At 70.9% G+C, this 17,519-nt stretch carries 17 protein-coding genes; 4 read left to right on the top strand and 13 right to left on the bottom strand.

Going from position 1 to position 17,519, the window contains the following annotated elements; translation table 11 throughout:
- Positions 1-236: 236 nt before the first annotated feature.
- From hemB to ACIBK8_RS34620, 5 genes are read right to left on the bottom strand one after another with little or no spacing between them, the layout of a single operon-like run.
- Positions 237-1,211, bottom strand: coding sequence for a porphobilinogen synthase (hemB, locus tag ACIBK8_RS34640; protein ID WP_399046565.1), 975 nt, complete (start codon positions 1,209-1,211; stop codon positions 237-239).
- A 17-nt stretch (positions 1,212-1,228) separates the two neighbouring features.
- Positions 1,229-2,887: a uroporphyrinogen-III synthase gene (locus tag ACIBK8_RS34635; RefSeq protein WP_393683824.1), complete on the bottom strand. Its 1,659-nt coding sequence runs from the start codon at positions 2,885-2,887 to the stop codon at positions 1,229-1,231.
- On the bottom strand, positions 2,884-3,861 hold the full coding sequence (hemC, locus tag ACIBK8_RS34630) for a hydroxymethylbilane synthase (protein ID WP_399046541.1): 978 nt from the start codon (positions 3,859-3,861) through the stop codon (positions 2,884-2,886). Before hemC ends, ACIBK8_RS34635 begins: the two co-directional genes overlap by 4 nt.
- A complete protein-coding gene (locus tag ACIBK8_RS34625) occupies positions 3,858-5,228 on the bottom strand; it encodes a glutamyl-tRNA reductase (protein ID WP_399046539.1) in 1,371 nt (456 codons plus the stop codon). Before ACIBK8_RS34625 ends, hemC begins: the two co-directional genes overlap by 4 nt.
- The gene (locus tag ACIBK8_RS34620) at positions 5,225-5,992 is read right to left on the bottom strand and encodes a redox-sensing transcriptional repressor Rex (RefSeq protein WP_399046537.1); all 768 of its coding nucleotides are present in this window, start codon (positions 5,990-5,992) and stop codon (positions 5,225-5,227) included. Before ACIBK8_RS34620 ends, ACIBK8_RS34625 begins: the two co-directional genes overlap by 4 nt.
- 334 nt (positions 5,993-6,326) lie before the next feature.
- On the opposite strand from ACIBK8_RS34620, the gene ACIBK8_RS34615 reads away from it, so the two are divergent.
- The 4 genes from ACIBK8_RS34615 to ACIBK8_RS34600 all read left to right on the top strand — a co-directional run bounded on the left by ACIBK8_RS34615 (position 6,327) and on the right by ACIBK8_RS34600 (position 10,452).
- Complete coding sequence (locus ACIBK8_RS34615) at positions 6,327-6,614, top strand: glutaredoxin family protein (protein WP_399046536.1); 288 nt, start codon at positions 6,327-6,329, stop codon at positions 6,612-6,614.
- A 304-nt stretch (positions 6,615-6,918) separates the two neighbouring features.
- On the top strand, positions 6,919-7,800 hold the full coding sequence (locus tag ACIBK8_RS34610; protein ID WP_393683910.1) for an HAD family hydrolase: 882 nt from the start codon (positions 6,919-6,921) through the stop codon (positions 7,798-7,800).
- Positions 7,801-8,162: 362 nt separating this feature from the next.
- Entirely contained in the window at positions 8,163-8,951 is a 789-nt protein-coding gene (locus ACIBK8_RS34605; RefSeq protein ID WP_393683833.1) for an ECF subfamily RNA polymerase sigma factor, BldN family, read from the top strand.
- A gap of 292 nt (positions 8,952-9,243) precedes the next feature.
- Positions 9,244-10,452: a DUF5667 domain-containing protein gene (locus ACIBK8_RS34600; RefSeq protein WP_399046534.1), complete on the top strand. Its 1,209-nt coding sequence runs from the start codon at positions 9,244-9,246 to the stop codon at positions 10,450-10,452.
- A gap of 80 nt (positions 10,453-10,532) precedes the next feature.
- On the opposite strand, the gene ACIBK8_RS34595 is transcribed toward ACIBK8_RS34600, so the two are convergent.
- The 8 genes from ACIBK8_RS34595 to ACIBK8_RS34560 form a co-directional block, all read right to left on the bottom strand.
- Positions 10,533-11,534, bottom strand: coding sequence for a lysophospholipid acyltransferase family protein (locus ACIBK8_RS34595; RefSeq protein ID WP_399046532.1), 1,002 nt, complete (start codon positions 11,532-11,534; stop codon positions 10,533-10,535).
- Positions 11,535-11,548: 14 nt separating this feature from the next.
- The gene (locus ACIBK8_RS34590) at positions 11,549-12,592 is read right to left on the bottom strand and encodes an NAD-dependent epimerase/dehydratase family protein (RefSeq protein WP_399046564.1); all 1,044 of its coding nucleotides are present in this window, start codon (positions 12,590-12,592) and stop codon (positions 11,549-11,551) included.
- A 218-nt stretch (positions 12,593-12,810) separates the two neighbouring features.
- Positions 12,811-12,909, bottom strand: a complete 99-nt coding sequence (locus ACIBK8_RS34585; RefSeq protein ID WP_003948845.1) for a 30S ribosomal protein bS22 — start codon at positions 12,907-12,909, stop codon at positions 12,811-12,813.
- A gap of 118 nt (positions 12,910-13,027) precedes the next feature.
- Entirely contained in the window at positions 13,028-13,237 is a 210-nt protein-coding gene (locus tag ACIBK8_RS34580) for a helix-turn-helix domain-containing protein (protein ID WP_157848084.1), read from the bottom strand.
- 128 nt (positions 13,238-13,365) lie between these two features.
- Positions 13,366-14,181, bottom strand: coding sequence for a phosphatase (locus ACIBK8_RS34575; protein ID WP_399046530.1), 816 nt, complete (start codon positions 14,179-14,181; stop codon positions 13,366-13,368).
- A 91-nt stretch (positions 14,182-14,272) separates the two neighbouring features.
- Positions 14,273-15,448, bottom strand: coding sequence for an acetoin utilization protein AcuC (locus ACIBK8_RS34570; protein WP_399046528.1), 1,176 nt, complete (start codon positions 15,446-15,448; stop codon positions 14,273-14,275).
- Entirely contained in the window at positions 15,399-16,640 is a 1,242-nt protein-coding gene (locus tag ACIBK8_RS34565; RefSeq protein ID WP_399046527.1) for an MFS transporter, read from the bottom strand. Before ACIBK8_RS34565 ends, ACIBK8_RS34570 begins: the two co-directional genes overlap by 50 nt.
- An 85-nt stretch (positions 16,641-16,725) precedes the next feature.
- Positions 16,726-17,373: an HAD family hydrolase gene (locus tag ACIBK8_RS34560; protein WP_399046525.1), complete on the bottom strand. Its 648-nt coding sequence runs from the start codon at positions 17,371-17,373 to the stop codon at positions 16,726-16,728.
- Positions 17,374-17,519: the final 146 nt, after the last annotated feature.

Raw genomic sequence — 17,519 nt, 5'->3', positions numbered from 1 at the left:
GTCCGGCACTCCTCGCTCCCCACCCTGTGGATATCCCCGCCGCACCCGCACCCGCAGCCCCGGCCCGCGGCCCCAGCCCCAACCCTCGCCCCCGACCCACCGCGCACCCGGCCCCACACGCACGAACGCCCGGCGACTGCCGCAACAGTCACCGGGCGTCCGCCCAAGCTCATTCAGCCTTGCTCAGTCCCGCTCGGGCTCACTCCGCGCAGCCCGCCCAGGAAGCGCTCCTGCCCTCACAGCCCCCGTGCGACCTCGGTCGCCCAGTAGGTGAGGATCATGTTGGCGCCGGCCCGCTTGATGCTGGTCAGGGTCTCCAGGATCGCCCGGTCCCGCTCGATCCAGCCCTTCTCCGCCGCCGCCTCGATCATCGCGTACTCACCGGAGATCTGGTACGCCGCGACCGGCACGTCCACCGTCTCCGCGATCTTCGCCAGCACGTCGAGGTACGGCAGCCCCGGCTTGACCATGACCATGTCGGCGCCCTCGTCGAGGTCGAGCGCCAGCTCACGCAGGGACTCCCGGAGGTTGGCCGGGTCCTGCTGGTACGTCTTGCGGTCACCCTGGAGCGACGAGCCGACGGCCTCGCGGAACGGGCCGTAGAACGCCGACGAGTACTTCGCGGTGTAGGCGAGGATCGACACGTCCTCGTGGCCGGTCTGGTCCAGCGCGTCACGGATGACGCCGACCTGACCGTCCATCATGCCGCTGGGGCCCACCACATGGGCCCCCGCGTCGGCCTGGACCTGCGCCATCTCGGCGTAGCGCTCCAGCGTCGCGTCGTTGTCGACCCGGCCTTCGGCGTCCAGGACACCGCAGTGGCCGTGGTCGGTGAACTCGTCGAGGCACAGGTCCGACATGACGATGAGGTCGTCGCCGACCTCGGCCCGCACGTCACGGATGGCGACCTGAAGGATGCCGTCCGGGTCGGTGCCCACCGTGCCCTGGGCGTCCTTCTTGGCGTCCTCGGGAACGCCGTAGAGCATGATCCCCGAGACCCCGGCCTCCAGCGCCTCGACGGCCGCCTTCCGCAGGGAGTCCCGCGTGTGCTGGACCACCCCGGGCATCGCCGAGATCGGCACCGGCTCGGAGATGCCCTCCCGGACGAAGGCCGGGAGGATCAAGTCGGCCGGGTGCAGCCGGTATTCGGCGACCATCCGCCGCATGGCAGGGCTGGTGCGCAGCCGCCTCGGCCGTGCTCCGGGAAACATTCCGTACGTACTGCTGCTCAACTGCGAGCCCTCCTACGCGATCCGGGCCGCCGCTCGCTGGGGCGGGTGACCGGGTCGCCGGCCTCCACCGCGGCATCGCGCCGCGCCGCCCCGAAGTCCGCGAGCGCTTCGGCCAGTTTGTGAACCGAGGGCTCGGGCGACATGACGTCCACACGCAGCCCGTGCTCCTCGGCGGTCTTGGCGGTGGCCGGGCCGATACAGGCGATCACCGTCACGTTGTGCGGCTTGCCCGCGATGCCCACGAGGTTGCGGACGGTCGAGGACGAGGTGAAGAGCACCGCGTCGAAACCGCCGCCCTTGATCGCCTCGCGGGTCTCGGCCGGCGGCGGCGAGGCGCGCACCGTCCGGTAGGCGGTGACGTCGTCGACCTCCCAGCCCAGCTCGATCAGACCGGCCACCAGGGTCTCGGTGGCGATGTCGGCGCGCGGCAGGAAGACCCGGTCGATCGGGTCGAAGACCGCGTCGTAGGGCGGCCAGTCCTCCAGGAGGCCGGCCGCCGACTGCTCGCCGGACGGCACCAGGTCGGGCTTCACACCGAAGGCGATCAGCGCCTTGGCGGTCTGCTCGCCGACCGCGGCGACCTTGATGCCGGCGAATGCCCGCGCATCGAGGCCGTATTCCTCGAACTTCTCCCGGACCGCCTTGACGGCGTTGACCGAGGTGAAGGCGATCCATTCGTAGCGGCCGGTGACCAGGCCCTTGACCGCCCGCTCCATCTGCTGCGGGGTGCGCGGCGGCTCGACGGCGATCGTCGGGACCTCGTGCGGCACCGCGCCGTACGAGACGAGCTGGTCGGAGAGCGACGCGGCCTGCTCCTTCGTGCGCGGCACGAGCACCCGCCAGCCGAACAGCGGCTTGGACTCGAACCACGACAGCTGGTCGCGCTGCGCTGTGGCGCTGCGCTCACCGACCACGGCTATGACCGGCTGGCCCCCGTCGGGCGAGGGCAGCACCTTGGCGGCCTTGAGCACCTGGGCGACGGACCCGAGGGTCGCGGTCCAGGTCCGCTGCCGGGTGGTGGTGCCCGCGATGGTGACCGTGAGCGGAGTGTCGGGCTTGCGGCCTGCGGCCACCAGCTCACCGGCGGCTGCGGCCACCGAGTCGAGGGTGGTGGAGACGACCGCGGTGGCGTCGCTGGCGCCCAGCTCCGTCCAGCAGCGGTCCCCTGCGGTACGCGCGTCGACGAAGCGGACGTCGGTGCCCTCGGCGTCGCGCAGCGGCACACCGGCGTACGCGGGCACGCCCACGGCGGCGGCGATGCCCGGCACGACCTCGAAGACGATGCCCTCGGACGCGCAGGCCAGCATCTCCTCGGCGACGTTGCCGTCCAGACCGGGGTCACCGGCCACGGCACGTACGACCCGCTTGCCGGTGCGTGCGGCCGTCATGACAAGATTGGCGGTGTCACGCAGAGACGAAACTTCGGCGGGCATGACGGGACTTGACGCCTCGTCAGCTGCCGCCTGCAGTGGTGTGTCCACCTGAGCCCTGGCATGTACGCGTACGACGTCCAGCACCTGCGGGTCGGCGATCAGCACGTCCGCCTGGGCCAGCGCCTCCACAGCACGCAGCGTCAGCAGACCGGGATCTCCCGGCCCGGCACCGAGGAAGGTGACCTGGCCGGAGGCGGAGTGGTTCGGGACGGTGGGGTTCAAAGTGCTCGCTCCCCCATAAGACCGGCCGCACCCTTTGCGAGCATCTCGGCGGCGAGTTCACGGCCCATGTGCTGCGGCGTCGTGAAGTCGTCGGGAGAGGCGGGTACGTGCCCGGTGGTGGACAGCTGCACCAGCGCGTTGCCGTCGGTCGTGCCGACGACGCCGCGCAGGCGCATTTCGGTGACAGCCTGTTCGTCAACCTGCAGGTCGGCCAGCGCACCCACAGGTGCGGAGCAGCCGGCCTCCAGGGCGGCGAGCAGGGAACGCTCGGCGGTCACGGCGGCCCGGGTGAACGGGTCGTCGAGTCCGGCGAGCTGGGCGGCGAGGTCCGTGTTGGACGCGGCGCACTCGACCGCCAGTGCCCCCTGGCCGGGGGCGGGCAAAACCATGTCGGGCGACAGCAGTTGCGTCGCCTCGCCGATCCGGCCGAGCCGGGAGAGCCCGGCGGCGGCCAGTACGACGCCGTCCAGCTCGCCCGTCTCGACGAAGCCGAGCCGGGTGTCGATGTTCCCGCGTATCGGGACCGTCTCGATCCGGCGGCCGAGCGACGCGGCCCAGGCGTTGAGCTGCGCCATCCGCCGCGGGGAGCCGGTGCCCACCCGCGCGCCGTCGGGCAGCTGCTCGAAGGTCAGGCCGTCCCTGGCGATCAGCGCGTCCCGGGGGTCCTCGCGCAGCGGCACGGCGGCCAGCGTGAGGGTGTCGGGCTGCGCGGTCGGCAGGTCCTTCAGCGAGTGGACCGCGAAGTCGATCTCCCCGCCGAGCAGGGCATCGCGCAGCGCGGAGACGAAGACGCCGGTACCGCCGATCTGCGCGAGGTGCTCGCGGGAGGTGTCGCCGTACGTGGTGATCTCCACCAGCTCGACGGGACGGCCCGTCAGCTCGCGCACCGCATCGGCGACCTGTCCCGACTGGGCCATGGCGAGCTTGCTCCGCCGCGTGCCCAGTCTCAGGGCTCTCATAGTGCTGTCAGTCATGCCCGCTCCCGTGCTGCATCGTGCCTGTCGGCCCGCGTATCGGCCCTGCTGACGGCGGCGACCGTCTGGGGGTCGAGGTCGAAGAGTTCCCGCAGCGCGTCCGCGTACCCGGCGCCGCCGGGCTCGCTCGCGAGCTGCTTGACCCGCACGGTGGGCGCGTGCAGGAGTTTGTCGACGACCCGGCGCACGGTCTGGGTGATCTCCGCGCGTTGCTTGTCGTCAAGGTCGGGGAGGCGGCCGTCGAGCCGGGCGATCTCGCCCGCGACGACGTCCGCCGCCATGGTGCGCAGGGCGACCACGGTGGGGGTGATGTGCGCCGCCCGCTGGGCCGCGCCGAAGGCGGCGACCTCCTCGGAGACGATGCCGCGCACCTTGTCCACGTCGGCCGCCATGGGCGCGTCGGCCGACGCGTCCGCGAGCGACTCGATGTCGACGAGATGCGCGCCCTCGATCCGGTGGACCGCGGCGTCGATGTCACGCGGCATGGCGAGGTCGAGCAGCGCCAGATCGGCGGTGCGTCCGGCGCGGGCGGCGGCGACCGCACCGGCGCCGAGCACCAGACCGGTCGCGCCGGTACAGGAGACCACGATGTCGGCGAGCGGCAACTCCGCGCCGACGGTGTCCATCGCCACCGCGCGGGCCCGCAGCCCGTTCGCGGCACCGGGGCCGCCCGGCTCGGTGAGGATGCCCGTCAGCCGCTCGGCTCGCTCCAGAGTCCGGTTGGCGACCGCCAGTTCGCCGACACCGGCCCGTACGAGAGTGGTGGCGGCCAGCGAGGACATCGATCCGGCGCCGATGACCAGGGCCCGCTTGCCGTGCGCCCACGCCTCGACGTCCGGGCCGCCCGCGAGCTGTTCGAGGCCGAAGGTCACCAGCGACTGCCCGGCCTTGTCGATGCCGGTCTCGCTGTGCGCGCGCTTGCCGACCCGGAGGGCCTGCTGGAAGAGGTCGTTGAGCAGCCGCCCCGCGGTGTGCTGTTCCTGCGCGACGGCCAGCGCGTCCTTGATCTGGCCGAGGATCTGGCCCTCACCGACGACCATCGAGTCCAGGCCGCAGGCCACCGAGAAGAGGTGGTGGACGGCACGGTCCTCGTAGTGGACGTAGAGGTAAGGGGTCAGCTCCTCCAGACCGGCGCCGCCGTGCCGCGCCAGCAGGGTGGACAGCTCGGCGACCCCGGCGTGGAACTTGTCCACGTCCGCGTACAGCTCGATGCGGTTGCAGGTGGAGAGGACCGCGGCCTCGCTCGCGGGCTCCGCGGACACCGTGTCCTGCAGCAGCTTGCCGCGCGCATCGGGCGCCAGCGCGGCCCGCTCCAGCACGCTCACCGGCGCGCTGCGATGACTCAGTCCGACGACCAGAAGGCTCATGCCGGCATCACGGCGGGCACGTCCCCGTCAGGTCCCTTGCGATCGGCTGCGGCGGCACGGACGGCGGCGGGGGCCGGCGGACCGCTGTCCTGCACGCTGTCCTCCCCGGCCTTGCGCTGCTCGTGGAAGGCGAGAATCTGCAGTTCTATGGACAGGTCGACCTTCCGCACGTCCACCCCGTCCGGGACGGTCAGCACGGTCGGCGCGAAGTTGAGGATCGAGGTGACACCGGCGGCGACCAGGCGGTCGCAGACCTGCTGGGCGGCGCCCGCGGGGGTCGCGATCACGCCGATCGAGACGCCGTTGTCCTCGATGATGTGCTCCAGCTCATCGGTGTGCTGCACCCCGATGCCGGCGACGGGCTTGCCCGCCATGGCGGGGTCGGCGTCGATGAGCGCGGCGACCCGGAACCCGCGGGACGCGAAGCCGCCGTAATTGGCGAGCGCGGCGCCGAGATTACCGATGCCGACGATGACAACCGGCCAATCCTGGGTGAGGCCGAGTTCCCGCGAGATCTGGTAGACGAGATACTCCACGTCGTACCCGACGCCACGCGTCCCGTACGAGCCGAGGTAGGAGAAGTCCTTGCGCAGCTTGGCGGAGTTGACCCCCGCAGCGGCGGCGAGTTCCTCGGAGGAGACCGTGGGGACCGAGCGCTCGGAGAGCGCGGTCAGCGCGCGCAGATACAGCGGTAGCCGGGCGACGGTGGCCTCGGGAATGCCTCGGCTTCGGGTCGCCGGTCGGTGAGTTCGGCCAGTTGCCACGGTGCTCCTGCGGGTAGAGCGGGGCTGCGGGCGGCCGTGCGTCACCCGACCGCCCTGTCGACAGCAGGCTATGTCTTTGTGAACGCGTGCACAAAGATGATGTCCGCTTTGTCTGGCCAAAGTGATCGGTGTCACGCGGCTTTTACGGCCCTTCCCGGAACCAACTCCCAGGTCACACCGTTCACCGGCTTCTCGCAGGTCACGGAGGTTCGCCGACGGGAGCACGCGCTCTCACTCCTCACCGCTATGCCCCCGGAAACCTACAAATCGCCCACCGATGGTAGTCGACCGCAGGACACCTCAGCACCGCGTCGCCCCGGGGCACAATGGCCGCATGGCCCCCTCGTTCGGCATGTTCAGCCGCAGCAACCGCAAGAGCCCCGCAGAGCGCACGGTCACCCTGATCGGGAAGCCCGGCTGCCATCTGTGCGACAACGCCCAGGCCGTGATCGAGACGGTGTGCGCCGAGACCGGCGCCTCCTGGGAGAAGAAGGACATCACCCAGGACGCCGACCTCCACCACAAGTACTGGGAGCAGATTCCGGTCATCCTCGTCGACGGCGCCCAGCACGATTTCTGGCGCGTGGACCCCAAGCGCCTGCGCACCGCACTGGGCGCCTGACACCCCCGCCCGCGACCACCGTCCCGCCGTCGGCCGATCACCTGTTGCCCGACACAAGGCCGTAACCGGAACCACCGAACAAACTGGCTACGCTAGCGGTATGGCCCTCCCGTCGCCCGACCACCGCCCCGGTACGAATCCCTTCGGGACGCCCCCCCAATCACCGTCGCCCGGCGGGAGCACCCTCGGAACGCCCCCGCCCTCCCCGTCGTCCGACGAGCACCCCGGCGCAGGGCCCCGCTCCCGCATCTCCTCCCCCCGGGGCTGGTTCTCCCGGCACCGGCGGCCCGCCACCGCGCGCAGCGTGCTGGCCGGCGAGGCAGCCGCCGAGGCCGCCCGCAAGACCTCGGAAGAGGCCGAGGCCGCCGAGGCCGCCGACGAGACGCCCGAAGAACCCGAGTTCCCGGTCGTCGGGGACGTGGCCGCAGCGGCCTTCTTCGACCTCGACAACACCGTCATGCAGGGCGCCGCGCTCTTCCACTTCGGCCGCGGCCTCTACAAGCGGCACTTCTTCCACAAGCGCGATCTGGCCCGCTTCGCCTGGCAGCAGATCTACTTCCGGCTGGCCGGTTCGGAGAACCCCGAGCACATGGCCGACGTCCGCAACAGCGCGCTGTCCATCGTGCAGGGCCACCGCGTCTCCGAGCTGATGTCCATGGGCGAGGAGATCTACGACGAGTACATGGCCGAACGCGTCTGGCCCGGCACCCGGGCGCTCGCCCAGGCCCACCTCGACGCGGGCCAGAAGGTCTGGCTGGTGACCGCGGCCCCGGTCGAAACCGCGACGATCATCGCCCGCAGGCTCGGCCTGACCGGCGCGCTCGGCACCGTCGCGGAGTCCGTCGGCGGCGTCTACACCGGCAAGTTGGTGGGCGAGCCGCTGCACGGCCCGGCCAAGGCCGAAGCGGTCCGCGCGCTCGCTGCCGCCGAGGGTCTGGACCTCTCGCGCTGCGCCGCCTACAGCGACTCCGCCAACGACATCCCGATGCTGTCGCTCGTCGGCCACCCCTACGCGATCAACCCCGACAGCCGGCTGCGCAAGCACGCGGGCGAGCAGGGCTGGCGGCTGCGCGACTACCGAACCGGCCGCAAGGCCGCAAGGATCGGCATCCCGGCAGCCGCCGGCCTGGGCGCCCTCGCCGGTGGCGCCGCCGCTGCCGCCGCCCTCCAGCGCCGCCGCCGCTGACCCGCTCACGCTCCGCCGCGACACCGCGCTGACCAGGATTGATCGCCATGCGGCGGTCCGGCCCATCCCTTTCGCCTACCCCCGGCGCGCCGCCGTCAGTCCCGTTACTGGCGCTCAGCCACAACACGCCTTCCAACCAGGCAGATTGCGTCACCTTCCGATCAAAAGTTGCTCAGTAATCGATACTTGATCTGCCACGAACCCGGCACGGTCCGTAAGTAATCGATGATTTGAACAACTGGGTGTAGCGCTGCCTATACGAAGCGTTATTCTCCTCAGACGCAATCCGGAACCCACACGTCCCTACGACGAGTGAACGGTCCCGCACTGCACGTGATGGAAGCTCTGCCTCTGGGAGTCCCGTGTACCCACACGTCGGGGTTGACGCCTCGGGCCTGGCTACGCTGCGTACGACACTCGTCGACCACCTGCGCAGTTTTGTCCCCACCGCGTACGCCGTCCCCGCATTCGCCTCAGCCGTCCCCGCCGGCCCCTGCTACGCCCTGGCCGACGGGAGCGCTGCGGTCGGCAAGGCCGCACCCGTCGGCAGATCGCGCCGCTCCGGCACCGGCACGACCACCGCCCGACGTCCCGCCGACAGCGACAGCCGTCGCATGATGGACCTCGTCGAACGCGCCCAGTCCGGAGAAGCCGAAGCCTTCGGCCGCCTCTACGACCAGTACGCCGACACGGTCTACCGCTACATCTACTACCGCGTCGGCGGCCGGGCCACCGCCGAAGACCTGACCAGCGAGACCTTCCTCCGGGCGCTGCGCCGCATCGGCACCTTCACCTGGCAGGGCCGTGACTTCGGCGCCTGGCTGGTGACCATCGCCCGCAATCTCGTCGCCGACCACTTCAAGTCCTCGCGATTCCGGCTGGAAGTCACCACCGGCGAGATGCTCGACGCCAACGAGGTCGAGCGCAGCCCCGAGGACTCCGTCCTCGAATCCCTCTCCAACGCCGCCCTTCTGGAGGCGGTCCGCAAGCTCAATCCCCAGCAGCAGGAATGCGTGACGCTGCGCTTCCTTCAGGGCCTGTCCGTCGCCGAGACCGCCCGCGTCATGGGCAAGAACGAAGGCGCGATCAAGACCCTCCAGTACCGCGCGGTGCGCACCCTGGCACGGCTGCTACCCGAAGACGCCCGCTGACCCCCACCAACCCGCCTCCCCCACCTCCCTGTTCACTTTCCGGACCTCTTTGCGCCGCATTTCCGCCACGTTTGGTGACCGCTCGTGTGCGGTCGGTCAGATCATCGTGAGTGCGTAACCCGTGTGCCGCGCCGCTCGTTGTCCGGGATGCAGGCTCCATGCGGTCACGCCATGTCCGCTGCCTCTCACTCAATCGAGTGGCCGCGGGCATCGGCGTGCAACCGTCCGGTCCATCTGGATAGTCAAAGCCAGTCCGGGGAGTCGAGCGGGATGACGAGAGGAGGTGCCGCCCGTGATCGTGAACATCTCGGTGCACCGGCGGGCCAACGCCTTCGCCCAGGCCCTGGAGGAGCAGGTCCCCAAGGGCGCGGCGGCCGAGGACCAGGTCGACACACCGGACCAAGCGCCGGGTGAAGCACGGCTGTTGGCGGTGGCGGACGGCCTCGGGGAGCTCCCGAAGCCGGAATTGGCCGCCGAGGTCAAGACTGTCCAGCGCGCCCAGCTCATCGCCGCGATGGAGGCCGCCTTCGCCGAAGGCGCTCCGTCCGACGGTGCCAGGGTGCCCGAGCAACGCACACCCAAAGGCGGTCACCGCGCGGCGAAGCAGCTCGGCAAGCTGCGCCCCCGCTCCCGGCTCACCAAAGGGCTCGCTGCGGGGGGACTGACCGTGGGCGTCGCCGCCGGCGCGTTCAGCGGCGTCGCCGCCGCCAGCTCCGACGCCCTGCCAGGCGACTCCCTCTACGGCCTCAAGCGCGGGATGGAGGACTTCAAGCTCGGCATGACCGACGACGACGCCGACCGCGGACGCCTCTTCCTCGACCAGGCATCCACCCGCCTCCTGGAGGCCCGCCGTCTCATGGAGCGCGGCCGGGTGTCCGACCTCGACCACGAGTCCCTCGTGGAGGTCCGAAGAGCCCTCTCCGGTGTCACACACGACGCCGGCGCAGGCCACCGCCTGCTGCACGCCGCGTACGAGCGCGACGGCTCGCTCGGCCCCATCCAGGCCCTCGACTCCTTCACGACCTCGCACCACGAGACCTGGTCGCAGCTGCGCGACCGGCTCCCGGCCCAGCTCACGGACGTCCGGGACGAGGTCAGCTCGGTCATGGACGCCATGGTCGAGGAGGTCAAGCCGCTCCGTTCGCTGCTGCCCGCCCCGGAGAAGGCGGGCCGCCACCGCGCCGCCCCGCCCGCGCCCGGCAGCGGTACCGGCCACCCCGAGCACCCGAAGCCGTCGGACGACCACTCCCCGTCGGACAAGCACGACGGCGGCTCGCACGACACGCCCCGGCCCTCGGCCTCACCGTCCGAGCACGAAGGACTGCTCGGCGGCGCAGCGGGCCGCCTGCTCGACCCGCCGGACAGGGACGGCTCCTCCGGCCCGTCGCACGACAGCGGCGACGGAAAGGGCGCGCCGGGCATGCCTGGTGTCACGCTCCCGCCGCTGATCCCCGGGCTGCTTCCCGGCCTCGGAATCGACGGCGAGCACAGCGGGGACTGACCCCGCCCGGCCGGCGGCGGGCCGCCTCACACGCCCGCCGCCCGCACCGGCCCGCACCCGCCCGCCTGGGGGACGCGGGCTCAGAAGAACACCGAGCGACGTTGCACCAGCAGCTTGTAGAGCGTGTGCTGAATCGTTTCGCGTACCTGGTCGGTCAGGTTGAACATCAGCATCGGATCGTCGGCCGCCTCCGGCGGATAGCCGTCCGTCGCGATCGGCTCGCCGAACTGGATCGTCCACTTCGTCGGCAGCGGCACCGCACCCAGCGGCCCCAGCCACGGGAACGTCGGCGTGACGGGGAAGTACGGCAGCCCCAGCACCCGCGCCAGCGTCTTGGCGTTCCCGATCATCGGGTAGATCTCCTCGGCGCCCACGATCGAGCACGGCACGATCGGCGCCCCGGCCCGCAGCGCGGTCGAGACGAAACCGCCCCGGCCGAAGCGCTGCAGCTTGTACCGGTCGGCGAAGGGCTTGCCGATGCCCTTGAACCCCTCCGGCATCACCCCGACGATCTCCCCGCGCTCCAGCAGCCGCTGCGCGTCCTCGGCGCAGGCGAGGGTGTGCCCGGCCTTGCGGGCCAGCGCGTTGACGATCGGCAGCACGAAGACCAGATCGGCCGCCAGCAGCCGCAGATGGCGCTCGGCCGGATGGTGGTCGTGCACCGCGACCTGGAGCATCAGGCCGTCCAGCGGCAGCGTCCCGGAGTGGTTGGCGACGACCAGCGCCCCGCCGTCCGCGGGGATGTTCTCGATGCCCTTCACCTCGACCCGGAAGTACTTGTCGGCGAATGGGCGCAGCAGCGACATCAGGACCTGATCGGTCAGTTCCTCGTCGTAGCCAAAGTCGTCGACCTCGTACTCGCCGGTGAGCCGGCGGCGCAGGAAGCTCAGGCCGCCCGCGATCCGCTCGTCCAGGGACTGGCCGCCGCGCGGCGCGGGACGGCCGGGCTCCGGCTGCGGCGCGCCGGTCCGCGCCTCCGGTACGGGTGTCAGCGCGGCAGTGCCCGAGGTACGCGCCGACCGCCTGGCCTTGCGGCGCGCCCGCGGCTCCTCGCCGAAGGGAATGACCTTGGCGTCCGCCATCGTGCGTGAACTCCTCACTGGGCCGGACGTGCGGGCAGCACGCCGGCGAGCCGGTCGACGGTGCGGGCGATGGACTCGGGCGGGAGCAGCCCGGGTCCGCGGCTGCGGGCGAATTCCGCGAAGGTCTCCGCCGTCGTGTACTGCGGATGAAACCCCAGTGTCTCGCGCATCTGCGTCGTCTGGACGACCCGGCCGTGCGTGAGCAGCCGGATCTGTTCGGGGGAGAAGTCCGTGATGCCGACGGACCGCAGCGCCGTACCCGCCCAGGTGACCGTCGGCAGGAGCAGCGGCAGCGTGGGCCGCCCCAGCCGCCTGGAGGTCTGGGACAGCAGCAGCACGCCGTCGCCCGCGATGTTGAACGTGCCGCTGTTCAGCGTCCCGCGGCGCGGTTCGGACGCGGCGATCCGCAGGACGTCCAGGGCGTCGTCCTCGTGCACGAACTGGAGCCGCGGGTCGTAGCCGAGGACGGTCGGCAGCACCGGCAGGGCGAAGTAGTCGGCGAGCGGCGAATCCGCGCACGGGCCGAGGATGTTGGCGAAGCGCAGCACGCACACCGCGACGTCGGGGCGGCGCCGGGCGAAGCCCCGTACGTACCCCTCGACCTCGACGGCGTCCTTGGCGAAACCGCCGCTGGGCAGCGACTTGGGCGGGGTATTCTCGCTGAAGACGGCCGGGTCGCGGGGCGCCGAGCCGTAGACGCTGGTCGTGGACTTGATGACCAGGCGCTGCACGCGCGGGGCCTTCTGGCAGGCGCCGAGGAGCTGCATGGTCCCGATGACGTTGGCTTCCTTGACGGCGCTCCGGCCGCCGCGGCTGCCGAGCGGCGTGCCGTTGATGTCCATGTGGACGACGGTGTCCACACCCGTCTCGGCCAGCACCCTGGCGATCGCCGGATGCCGGATGTCGGCCTTGAGGAATTCCGCGCCGCCCAGATGGTGCTCGGGGGCCGCCGCGTCGACGCCGATCACCCTGTCGACGCCGGGGTCGCGCCGGATCCGTCGGACGAACCGGCCTGCCAGCTGCCGCGCGACTCCCGTGACGAGCACGACCTTGCCCAAGATCAGCCCTTCCTTCCGCACCCGGACACCGTCCGAACTGTGCGGGCCACGCTATCGGGTCGTTGTTGCACGGCGATGACCTCGGGCTGCCCGGAGCGACATTTCCCGCCGCTGTCGCCCCACCGGCCCCCTCATCCCCGTCCGAGATCCGCCGCAACGCACCGCAGCCCCCCACCGCACAAGGCGGTGAGGGGCTGCGAAATCGCGATCAGCGTCGCTTACTTCTTGTTACGACGCTGAACGCGGGTGCGCTTGAGCAGCTTGCGGTGCTTCTTCTTGGCCATCCGCTTGCGCCGCTTCTTGATAACAGAGCCCACGACTACCCTCGCTCACTTCGAATCACTCGGTGCGGGGCGTCCGAGCCCACACTACCTACATCGGGCCAGCCTACCCGGCGCCGGGCGTACGGCGTAATCCGAGGGTCCGAGAGGTCCGTCAGGCCGATTCGACGCCTACATAGGACTCGCGGAGGTAGTCGTGGACCGCCTGCTCGGGCACGCGGAACGACCTCCCCACACGGATCGCGGGCAGATGACCACTGTGCACCAGGCGGTACACGGTCATCTTCGACACTCGCATCACGGTGGCGACCTCCGCCACTGTCAGAAACACGACCTCATTGAGAGGCTTCTGGTCCGCAGCCATGCCACACCTGCACCTTCCGCATATGACGGGTACCGGCTTCCCCTCCGGTAACTCTTCGTCGCTATGCGCTCACTCCCCAATTTAGGGGCGGGTGATGCGAGTGGGGAAGAGGAGCAGCGTAGGGCCGTCTAATGGGGCAGACATGCCCTATTGAGTACATAGCGGGTGAGGGGCCGGTAGTAGGCGGACCGTACGGCGTCATCGAGCGGCACCACCGCGGAGACCCGCCCCTCGGCCTGTCCGACGAACAGCGCCGGATCGTCCGTATCCGCCAGACCGATCGCCTCAAAGCCCAGCTGACCTGCGCCGCAGACCCAGCCGTGGTCCCCGATGACCAGTTCCGGGAGCGGCCCTGCCGCGTCCGCCGCCACGGCCAGCGCGGTCCGTACCGGGAGGGGCGAATGGGTGTGCACGCCCCCCTCTCCGGATGCGCCCCGCACGCCGGGCTCGCGCATCAGCGCGACTCCCCGTACGTAGTCCAGGGCGTACGTACGTACCCCGAACCGGGTCGCTATGTCGACACGAAAGCCATACGCGGGGGTGAGGACGGTGCAACCCGCTGACGAGAGGGCGTCCGCGAGAGCGGCGTAGAAGTCCAGCAGCCGGTGCGGATGGCCGGTACCGATCAGGACCGGAGCACGGCGGTCGGCCGCAGCGCCGATCCGGTCGGCGAAAGCCTCCAGACCCGCGATCGTACGGTCCGGGTCGATCACATCAGGGCCTGATCTCAGCGCGGGATCGGCCGAGACCCCGCACTTCCGCCCCATCAGCCGCAGCACTTCACCGGGCGGCCAGTCCCGTTCCGGGTCGAGCCCCAGCAGCACCCGGGGATCGCGCTCCGAGAAGAGCCGGTAGCGGCCCAGGCTCTTCTCCCGCGGAGTCGCGATGGTCCCCGCCAGCCGCGCCGCGATCAGGTGCGCACGCAGCGCGCCGGTCCTCAACACGGCCCCCATGCTGGCTGGTTGAGCGGTCAACGGGAGAGCGAACCGACGGGTAGTCACACATCCGGACGCACCGCCAGGCCCGCCCCTGGAGTCACGGCAGCAGCCCGTGCGCCGGGAACACCGCCCGCCGCGTGGCCAGAATCGCCTGGTCCAGCCGGTCCGCCGGGTCGTAACCGGACTCGGTGAAGTCCCGCCAGTGCGGCACCCGCCCGTCCGTCATCCGCTGCGGCGCCAACTGCCGCGTCCTGCGGAACACTTCGTGCCGCCAGTCCTCCGGAATCCGCGACGAAGGATCCAGCGGCCGGCCCGCGGCGACCGCGGTCAGATGCGTCCAGCTGCGCGGGACCACGTCCACCACCGCATAACCGCCACCGCCGAGCACGACCCACCGCCCGTCCGTGTGCGCGTGCGCCAGCGTGTGGCAGGACTCCGCCACCGCGCGCTGCGCGTCGACGCTCACCGCCAGGTGCGCCAGCGGGTCCTCGAAGTGGGTGTCCGCGCCGTGCTGCGTCACCAGCACCTCAGGACGGAACGCGCCGAGCAGCTCAGGCACCACCGCGTGAAAGGCCCGCAGCCAGCCCTCGTCACCGGTACCGGCCGGCAGCGCCACATTCACCGCGCTGCCATCCGCGCCGTCCCCGCCGGTCTCCTCCGGCCAGCCGGTCTGCGGGAACAGCGTCCGCGGATGCTCGTGCAGCGACACCGTCAGGACCCGCGGGTCCTCCCAGAACGCCGCCTGCACGCCGTCCCCGTGGTGCACGTCCACGTCCACGTACGCGACCCGTTCCACCCCCAGCTCCAGCAGCCGGGCGATGGCCAGCGCCGCGTCGTTGTAGATGCAGAAGCCGGACGCGCCGCCCGGCATGGCGTGGTGCAGCCCGCCGGCGAAGTTCACCGCGTGCAGCGCGTCGCCGCGGCCCACCGCCTCCGCCGCGCCGACCGATTGCCCCGCAATCAGCGCCGACGCCTCGTGCATGCCCGCGAACGCCGGGTCGTCCGCCGTCCCCAGGCCGTACGAGGCGTCCGCCGCCGCCGGATCGGCCGAGGCGGCGCGCACCGCGGCGATGTAGTCCTCGCGGTGCACCAGCCGCAGGGTGGAGTCACCGGCCGGCTTGGCGGCGACCACCTCGACGGGCGCGCGGTCGAGCCCGTACGCCTCCACCAGCCGCATGGTCAGTGCGAGCCGCACCGGATCCATCGGGTGTCCGGGCCCGAAGTCATAGCCCGTTACTGCTTCGTCCCACATCAGCTGTGCGCGCCCGCTCATGGCTGTCACCGTATCGGGCGACCTGCGGCCCGAACGACCGGGCGTACACCAGCGTCACCAGCACCAACAGCATCGGTACGAGCATCGCGCCCCGGTAGCTCCAGGCGTCACCGAGCGCGCCCACCAGCGGCGAACCGACCAAAAAACCCACATAGTTGAAAATGTTCAGCCGGGCGATCGCGGTGTCCGACGCCGCCGGCCCGGCCAGCCGCCCCGCGGCGGCGAACGTCTGCGGCACGAGCACGCACAGCCCGATCCCCAGCAGCGTGAACCCCGCCATCCCCGCCCAGGCGCCGGGGGCCACCGCCACCACCGCGAAGCCGCACGCCGCGACCACCGTGCCGCACCGCACCACGGCGACCGCCCCGAACCGCCGCACCCCCAGATCGCCGACCGCCCGCCCCAACAGCGTGGTGACCATGTAGACGTTGTACGGAACCGTCGCCACCTGCTCCGAACTCCCCAGCACGTCCTGGAGATACTTCGCGCTCCAGTTGGAGACCGTCGAGTCCCCGATATACGCGAACGCCATCACCAGGCACAGCGGCAACAGCAGCCTCATGGACACGGAAGCCACCGCCTGCCCGCCCGAACCGCCCGCCGCCTCCGTCCCGTTCGCACCGTCCACGAACCACCGGCCGATGACCAGCGCCAGCGGCACCAGCACCGCCACCACCGGCCCGTAGAGCACCGCGAGCGACAGCTGCCAGTGCGCCCCCGCCCAGGCCAGCGAGGCGCCCACGATGCCACCCAGGCTGTACGCGGCGTGGAAGCCGAGCATGATGCTCCGCCCGTACGCGCGCTGGAGGCTCACCCCGAGCATGTTCATCGAGGCGTCCAGCGCGCCGACCGAAAGACCGAACGCCGCCAGCGCCACGGCCGCCTGCCCCAACGAGCCCACCGAGCCCGCGGCCAGCAACGCCAGGCACACCAGCGGCTGGACGCAGCGCAGCACCCGCCTCGGCGGCACCCGCTTCACCAGATGCTCGGTCAGCACGCTGCCGACACCGGCGAGGACCGGCACCGCCGCCAGGAAGACCGGCAGCAGGCCGTCGGATATCCCGTAGCGGTCCTGGATCGCGGGGATCCTGGTGACGAGAAGGGCGAAGACCGTGCCCTGGATGAAGAAACTGAGGGCGAGCGAGACCCGGCCGTGCCGCACATGCGTTCCTGGAACCCGTGGCGCCGTCATGGCCGCTCAGCCTAGAACTCCCCACTACCGCTGGGTAGATGGATCACTCAACCAATTCCGGTGCCCCGGCCGGCCGCCGTACGCGCTACCGCAGCAGCAACCCCGGAAGCTCCGTCATCGCAGCGAACCGTGCGGTGGCATCGCCCATCCGACCGGCCGGAGTCATCGCCGTGAAGCCGTACACGTCCATCCCCGCCGCCCGCGCCGCCTGGACGCCCAGCGGACTGTCCTCGACGACCGCACACCGCTCGGGCGGCACACCCATCTCACGTGCCGCGTGCAGAAAAAGATCGGGCGCCGGCTTCCCGCGCCCCACGTCCTCCGCGGAAAAAATCCGCCCGTCACCGAACCGCTCGAACAACCCGGTCCTGTGCAGCGCCACACGAATCCGCTCATGGCTGCCGGACGATCCGACGCAGTGCGCCATCCCCTCGGCGACCAGCTCGTCCAGGACCGCGGTGACCCCACGCACCGGCTCCAGCTGCCTGCGGAACGCCTCGAAGACCCTCGCATGGAAATCCTCGTCGAACCCGGCGGGCAGCCGCTCACCGGACCGCTCAAGCACCGTGTCATGAATACGGTGCACAGCGGCACCCATGTAATCCCGTACGGAATCCTCGTACGTCGTGGGGTGACCCAATTCGGTGAGGTAATCGGCGAGTATCCGATTGGCGATCGGTTCGCTGTCCACAAGGACACCATCGTTATCGAAAATGACCAGGTCGTAGCGCATGGCCCGAGCCTACCGACGAGGTCTTGTGTCCGTGGGTGTGATGAGTGTCCCGGAACGCAAAAAAGCTCCGGTTCCCGAACCAAAAGGTCCAGGAACCGGAGCTGAAAAATTGTTCGGCGGCGTCCTACTCTCCCACAGAGTCCCCT

Origin of the sequence: Streptomyces sp. NPDC050161 (genome assembly GCF_044460025.1) — a bacterium.
Lineage (GTDB): Bacteria > Actinomycetota > Actinomycetes > Streptomycetales > Streptomycetaceae > Streptomyces.
Note: the sequence above shows the minus strand (reverse complement) of the source record. Positions and strands in the feature narration are given on the sequence as shown.

Excerpts from the sequence above, each read along its gene's own strand:
- ACIBK8_RS34625 (WP_399046539.1), bottom strand. The coding sequence starts at position 5,228 with ATGAGCCTTCTGGTCGTCGGACTGAGTCATCGCAGCGCGCCGGTGAGC.
- ACIBK8_RS34580 (WP_157848084.1), bottom strand. The coding sequence starts at position 13,237 with ATGGCTGCGGACCAGAAGCCTCTCAATGAGGTCGTGTTTCTGACAGTG.
- ACIBK8_RS34570 (WP_399046528.1), bottom strand. The coding sequence starts at position 15,448 with ATGAGCGGGCGCGCACAGCTGATGTGGGACGAAGCAGTAACGGGCTAT.
- ACIBK8_RS34595 (WP_399046532.1), bottom strand. The coding sequence starts at position 11,534 with ATGGCGGACGCCAAGGTCATTCCCTTCGGCGAGGAGCCGCGGGCGCGC.
- ACIBK8_RS34615 (WP_399046536.1), top strand. The coding sequence starts at position 6,327 with ATGGCCCCCTCGTTCGGCATGTTCAGCCGCAGCAACCGCAAGAGCCCC.
- ACIBK8_RS34565 (WP_399046527.1), bottom strand. The coding sequence starts at position 16,640 with ATGACGGCGCCACGGGTTCCAGGAACGCATGTGCGGCACGGCCGGGTC.
- hemB (WP_399046565.1), bottom strand. The coding sequence starts at position 1,211 with ATGTTTCCCGGAGCACGGCCGAGGCGGCTGCGCACCAGCCCTGCCATG.
- ACIBK8_RS34560 (WP_399046525.1), bottom strand. The coding sequence starts at position 17,373 with ATGCGCTACGACCTGGTCATTTTCGATAACGATGGTGTCCTTGTGGAC.
- hemC (WP_399046541.1), bottom strand. The coding sequence starts at position 3,861 with ATGACTGACAGCACTATGAGAGCCCTGAGACTGGGCACGCGGCGGAGC.